The sequence below is a fragment of the Bacillus sp. RC251 genome (genome assembly GCF_044908765.1).
GTDB classification, from domain to species: domain Bacteria; phylum Bacillota; class Bacilli; order Bacillales; family Bacillaceae_G; genus Bacillus_A; species Bacillus_A wiedmannii.
Genome location: NZ_JBIYDP010000022.1, coordinates 22,993 through 28,992, shown reverse-complemented (window position 1 = coordinate 28,992; position 6,000 = coordinate 22,993). Strand labels below are relative to the sequence as shown.

Annotated in this window: 6 protein-coding genes and 1 pseudogene; all 7 read right to left on the bottom strand. The window is 29.2% G+C overall.

Going from position 1 to position 6,000, the window contains the following annotated elements; genetic code table 11:
* Positions 1-506 precede the first annotated feature (506 nt).
* The 7 genes and pseudogenes from ABH961_RS29365 to ABH961_RS29335 all read right to left on the bottom strand — a co-directional run bounded on the left by ABH961_RS29365 (position 507) and on the right by ABH961_RS29335 (position 5,899).
* Positions 507-1,244, bottom strand: a complete 738-nt coding sequence (locus ABH961_RS29365; protein ID WP_000609080.1) for an ABC transporter permease — start codon at positions 1,242-1,244, stop codon at positions 507-509.
* Positions 1,245-1,259: 15 nt separating this feature from the next.
* Positions 1,260-2,003 carry an ABC transporter permease gene (locus ABH961_RS29360; RefSeq protein ID WP_098080010.1) on the bottom strand — a complete coding sequence of 248 codons (744 nt, stop codon included), beginning with the start codon at positions 2,001-2,003 and terminating at the stop codon, positions 1,260-1,262.
* On the bottom strand, positions 2,000-2,926 hold the full coding sequence (locus ABH961_RS29355; RefSeq protein WP_002160127.1) for an ABC transporter ATP-binding protein: 927 nt from the start codon (positions 2,924-2,926) through the stop codon (positions 2,000-2,002). Before ABH961_RS29355 ends, ABH961_RS29360 begins: the two co-directional genes overlap by 4 nt.
* Positions 2,927-2,963: 37 nt before the next feature.
* Positions 2,964-3,089: pseudogene (locus ABH961_RS29350) on the bottom strand (class II lanthipeptide, LchA2/BrtA2 family); the annotation flags it as partial.
* Positions 3,090-3,228: 139 nt separating this feature from the next.
* A complete protein-coding gene (locus ABH961_RS29345; RefSeq protein WP_404520609.1) occupies positions 3,229-3,861 on the bottom strand; it encodes a hypothetical protein in 633 nt (210 codons plus the stop codon).
* A 342-nt stretch (positions 3,862-4,203) separates the two neighbouring features.
* Positions 4,204-4,359: a hypothetical protein gene (locus ABH961_RS29340; protein ID WP_000694268.1), complete on the bottom strand. Its 156-nt coding sequence runs from the start codon at positions 4,357-4,359 to the stop codon at positions 4,204-4,206.
* 271 nt (positions 4,360-4,630) lie between these two features.
* Positions 4,631-5,899 (bottom strand): helix-turn-helix domain-containing protein, encoded by a 1,269-nt coding sequence (locus ABH961_RS29335; protein ID WP_001020458.1) that lies wholly within the window; start codon positions 5,897-5,899, stop codon positions 4,631-4,633.
* Positions 5,900-6,000 lie beyond the last annotated feature (101 nt).

Here is a 6,000-nt window from a genome sequence, read left to right as displayed (position 1 = left end):
CAACATGGACGAGATATTTCTTCTTGTTAAAATGGTATAAGTGGATTGTTTTCTACAAATGGCAGAACATCAATTATGTATCAGGGGCCTTTATGAGGTACCGCTCATCGCAATCAAGCTAAGAAAATAAAACTACCCAAAAAGAGAAAAATAAGCTTCGATGCTATAAAAATACAAAATTTCCATTTAGGGGGTACTTTAAAATCTTAGCTTGATGGGTATGTGACTCTACCCCTATATGGTCTTTTGTGAGAGTGATGGCAATCTTACATGTCAGCACGAGCGTCGCCTTTGGTGGCAAGAAGTCCACTGGCGTTAGCCAGCTTGCCCCTTTAGAGGTAGGAGTGTCAATTCTTCTGTATATATTTGAAAAGATTGGCCTTTTTTCACCATAAAAAATCTCCAGGTAAATAACAAAAAAAGAGTCCATCATACCAGATGGACTCTTTTTTTGTTATTTACCTAACTGTGATACTATCAGGTCCCTCTAAGGGCGATTTCTCTTTCTATACTGTCTTTCTCAATAATTTTACATAACGTACTGTAATTAAAATCATACCTATGGTAAATGCAACTATTGATACCAATAATATAGTAATAGATAATATATCTTGATCAACTAATTCTGTAGACTTGAATGGTAAAGACCATAAATATCCAAATCCCCACTTTGCTTCTGAAAAAAGAAATAAACCGATTAAAGATAGGATTATATTAACAAATGTAAAAGTGATAGATGTTTTTATAAATAAGAATAATAGGAGTTGCACTATTATAAGAGGAAATGTCGCAACAACAGAAATTAAAAATACTTTAATCATAAATTCTAAAGGAAATGGATCTGTAAAATCAAAATACATTCCTGATACATACAAGCTCATTAAAACTATTAAGTGTATTGCAGAAAATAATAACACACTAGATACAAATTTAGATAAAACAATTTTAAAATTAGTATTTGGAGATAGATGCATTATTTTCCAATTAGTTTTGTTTTCAAACTGACACAAGAAGGCTGTTACCATCCCTGAAATGACAGGGAGAAAAAAACCAACATAGAAAAAAGATATAAACATCCATACGCCCATCCATGAATTATCCAAACCGTGATTATACTCTCCTACCACGAATTTAGTATACATAATCATTGAATATATAATCGGACAAAGTGCTAAGATGAAAAATGTAATTTGTTGTGGGTGTTTTCTTATTTTTATCCAATCGGAATAAATTAAATTTATCATTTGAGATCTCCTTTGTTAGTTTTTATTATCTATTTTAATAAATAAGATGTATCCAATTCCTAAAATAAGAATAGTAATAGGAATTCCTGCTAGCATGTACCATTTATCGTATGACCATAACGTATTAAAAACATCTAGATTATTCACATAATTGATTGGAAAATATAAGATTTGATATGAAATAGGAAACCACCAAAGCTTAGTTGAGCTTAATATATCGCCGAAAAGATACGAAGCTAGAGCTAGTGCAACGATCACTGATTGATTCGATACATTAATGGATATAATGAACGCCAAAGCGCAAAATGGGATGCTAATAAGAAATGGATATAACGTAAAAACAAACACATGCTGCATGGAAACCATATCTAAAGAAATACCTAAACATGGAAGTAACAATACTGTACAAATCATATGTATTACGGTTGTAATAATAAGAGCAACCATAACAACAAGGAATTTATTTACATACACACTAAATTTCTGTACTGGATACGTAAATGTTCTTTTCCACGTAGAATTTTTATATTCGACATTGTTTACACTAGCTATAATAAACACAATAAAAAAGTTTAAGATGTATTTTAAAAGTTGCAAATTTATACCGAATATAGTTTCTAATTTAATAGTATGAGAATTACTATAGTAATTTAGTCCAGCAAATTCACCTAATGCAAGTATAATAGGTCCTAAGATAACCAAAAACCAAAAATGACTTTTTCTATATTTTATATACTCAGTGGCTAATACATTTCTCATACACTTACAGCACCTTGTTCAACAATATCTAAATATGCTTCCTCTAAATTTTGCTTTTTGGTTTGGAAAGATTGAATAAAAATCTGATTCGTTACTAATAGTTGTTGAATATCATTCAGTGATTTTTCATCGTTATATTCAATACTAAAGATGTTATTATTTACATTGAATGTATAATTGGATTGTTCAAGTAATTTATCAGTAAGAGTCATATTATTAACACTAATTTCAACAATATTTAATGATTGTTTATTTTGTAAAGAAGACAATAAACCTTGGTACTTTATTTCTCCATGATGAATAATCCCGATATGATCAGCCATTTGTTCCACTTCACTTAAAATATGACTTGAAAGGATTATGGTAGAATTAAACATTTTTGGAGCTTTTTTTATTAATTCTTTCACTTCATAAACTCCCTGTGGATCTAAGCCATTAGTAGGTTCATCTAATATTAATAATTCAGGGTTATTTATGAAAGCAGCAGCTAATCCTAAACGTTGTTTCATACCAAGAGAATATTTTTTAAAAGCACGATTTCGATCCTCATATAGTTTAAATAAATTCAAAAGTTCTTTTATATGTTCTTTATCATGAACATTTTTCATTTTAGAAGCAATTAACAAGTTTTCGTATCCGGATAAATGCTCGTAAAAGGTTGGAGCTTCAATTAATGAACCTGTTTTAGATAAGATTTCTATTCTATTCTTTTGTATATCCATTCCCAATACTTCTACAGTTCCCTCATCAGCCTCTATCAATCCTAAAATGATTTTAAAAAATGTAGATTTACCAGCGCCATTCGGGCCTAATAATCCAAATATTTCACCCTTTTTTATAGTTAAATCAATCCCTTTTAAAACATGTTTGTCTTTATATTTTTTATGCAAACCTTTAATGTTTAAAACTTGATTATTCATCATATCAACCACCTGACGTTAGAATTTTAAATCAATTACACGACTCTGGAGACACATCTCCGGCACCCGCTATTTTTTTCAATTCATCTTCATCGATTGCACCAATTAATTTTTTTGTATCAAATTCTTGATTACGTAATTTAGCTAATTTTTCATTTTTAGACATAGTAACCATCTTTTTAGAATGTTCAGGAAACAAATATTAGAGTACTTCAAATTTCATTAACAAAGATTGGTGACAGGTTTAGATGTTATAGAAGGTAATTTATGTTGCCTTCTATAACATCTAAACCTTTTTTATTCCTTTAATATAAAGCTGTCTGTTTAATCCATTGTAAGACGATTAAAGGCATCATTATTTTCTTGAAATCAAATGATAGCTGAATTTGCTCTTCTAACTCTCCATGTATGTGCAATTGCTTTTGTAAGGCTAACATACACTCTGTAGTTTGGTCCTGTAACTTTGGATACATAAATTCTTTTGAATGCTGAATGCTTTCGCTTTGGTTTATCATATATCCAATAGCTATAGGTCCTTTTTCTTCACCTATTCCAGCCTTAAATTCTTGAACATTGATGTCTTTCAAATGAATAAAATAATCATTATAAAAATCTATTGCATAAGCACCTGGGGTAGATATACCAGTTACAATATTCGGTTGAAAAACAAATAGAATAGGTGCCAAAGCTGTAAATATTTGATTGTGAAATGCTTCATATAGAATTTGTGCTAAGGTATTAATATGAATAAATGGTTGAGCTAGACTAATCGATTCTTTTTGGGATGCTTGTTTATTCAATTGCTGTTTGTAAACATGATATGGCAATACGTCTTGTTCATTTGAAAAGTTTTTTAAACGTTGATTATTTTTCCCACCAAGATCCAAATGATAATTTATATTGTTTATCATATCTATAGAACTTTTTGTCTCTAGCATCAGATTAACCACCTCCTTGCTGTTTGACTTTCTGTATCTAAAATATACGTGTTAATTTATGTTAATAACAATAAGTAAAATTCAGTTAAAAATATTTAAAATTATTGTTGTTTTTTTCTATATTATTTTACATGTTTTGTAATTCAGGAAAGTTTCTATAGGATTTAACCTTGTACAAATAAAAATATTGCTATTGTTGAAAATAAAATTAACTACTTAGTTTCGTTTAAAGCAAAGTTAATATAATAAAAAAAACAGGTGGAACTTACTTTCCGCCTGTTTTTTATCTATGGATTATTTAATAAGGGTATGTATTTGAAGGAAATCTTGAATATGGGGGGATTAATTAATCAGCACCTGGTTGATTGAGATGTCTTCTATACTAGTTTGTGCAGCTACATTTTGTGTAGTATCTGTACTAGTTATATTTTCAAATAAAGAAATACCGGATAACATAATAGCTGTAGTAAGAATGACATAAATTTTTTTGATTTTCATAATTCCAACCTCCAGTAGTAGTTGCTTTGTTAATTTAAATACTAATGGATGTCCTTTGTTACACGGAATTAGTAAAAAATTTTGATTTATAATTCCTTTTTTTATAAAAACAAGTTACCTATTTAACCAATTTTATTTGTGATTTATCTTATGTTAAATTATATTAATCCAATACCTACTATTACTGCAGAATCACATAGAGGGGATATTGCGGATATCATTACCAAGATCCTTGATTAATCTCCCTCTATCTATGTATTTTTAGTTTGTTTTAATTCGTCGAATTTTCAATTGATATTTTTAGATATTTTGCTGACATTTTATAAGCGCGATTATCAAAAAAATAGTCTCCTAGTTCATGAGCCAGTTCACTTACTAAAGGATATTGTTTCTTTTCTAAACCAATTTCAATTGCTTTTTGCATCTGTTTTTCATATCCATAATCATCTCCTCTTAATCTAGATATCTTCCCCTTCAATCCATATAGTTGAACATTAGCGTAAGGTACATCAAAAATTGATAATAAATCAAACGCTTCATCCATAAATTTATTAACAGTTTTCCAATCTTTAAATTCTATATGAATCTCTATTAAGCTTCGTAATGCGTATACCTTTTGATGTTTTTGTTCGAGAAACTCACTTAATTGCAAACATTCTTCATAGTACTTAATAGCATTAGTATAGTCTTTTAAACCTTGATAAATTTTCCCATAATTATACGAGATTATAGGTGAATACATAGAATCTCCTTTATCTTCCAACCTACTTTCTGCCTGCTGTAAGCATTCAAGAGCCCTGTCATATAATCCATCTAAATCATACAGTATTGCGAGCATTAACAAAGTATCTATTACTTTATTCTTTATATTAAATCTCAAAAATATTTTGTAAGCTTTCTGCGCATACAAACGACTAATGCTTTTATCTTTATACAGCGCTTTATTTACAAGACACAGATTATAATATACACTGGCGTGTTGAGTAGTTTCTTCTAGATCAAGTAAACTCTCTATCTTCACGTAGATTTCATGTGCAGCCATATAATCTTGTTTATTATAAAAATAATAACCTCGAGCCATTAAATAATATATATAATCTTCGGTATACTGGAGGTCTATTTGATTTGGAATAACTTGCACAGCCTGATTTACAATTGCTTCTACATATACTAAGTTATTATTTCGGGAATGATAGTATATTAAAACACCATAAGCCTTTAATAATAAAAGAATAGAGTCTATATCACGAACATACAGTTCTAAAGAAGATAAATCTTTTTCACTTATAATTTTATCATTTTTATACTTATTACATATTCCAAGGAGCATAGGTTCTATATCCCCATAATCTTCATCTACAAGAAAATTGTAATCAACTTCCATCTTTTTAGCGACCTTTTCTAAAAAAGAAACAGAAGGTTTAATTTGTCCATTTTCAATTCTGCTTAAATACGTTATAGAGCATATTTCTGATACTAATTCCCCTTGCGTAAATTCTTTATGTATACGGATTTGTCGAATACGTTCACCAATATTCATATTTCCACTCCTTTCTTCGAATAACCTGGTTTGATTATTTTAGGGCAATATAATAAGAATAACGCCTATATTATCTATCATAGTATGTGTATAGTTTTATG

Excerpts from the sequence above, each read along its gene's own strand:
- ABH961_RS29365 (WP_000609080.1), bottom strand. The coding sequence starts at position 1,244 with ATGATAAATTTAATTTATTCCGATTGGATAAAAATAAGAAAACACCCA.
- ABH961_RS29360 (WP_098080010.1), bottom strand. The coding sequence starts at position 2,003 with ATGAGAAATGTATTAGCCACTGAGTATATAAAATATAGAAAAAGTCAT.
- ABH961_RS29355 (WP_002160127.1), bottom strand. The coding sequence starts at position 2,926 with ATGATGAATAATCAAGTTTTAAACATTAAAGGTTTGCATAAAAAATAT.
- ABH961_RS29345 (WP_404520609.1), bottom strand. The coding sequence starts at position 3,861 with ATGCTAGAGACAAAAAGTTCTATAGATATGATAAACAATATAAATTAT.
- ABH961_RS29340 (WP_000694268.1), bottom strand. The coding sequence starts at position 4,359 with ATGAAAATCAAAAAAATTTATGTCATTCTTACTACAGCTATTATGTTA.
- ABH961_RS29335 (WP_001020458.1), bottom strand. The coding sequence starts at position 5,899 with ATGAATATTGGTGAACGTATTCGACAAATCCGTATACATAAAGAATTT.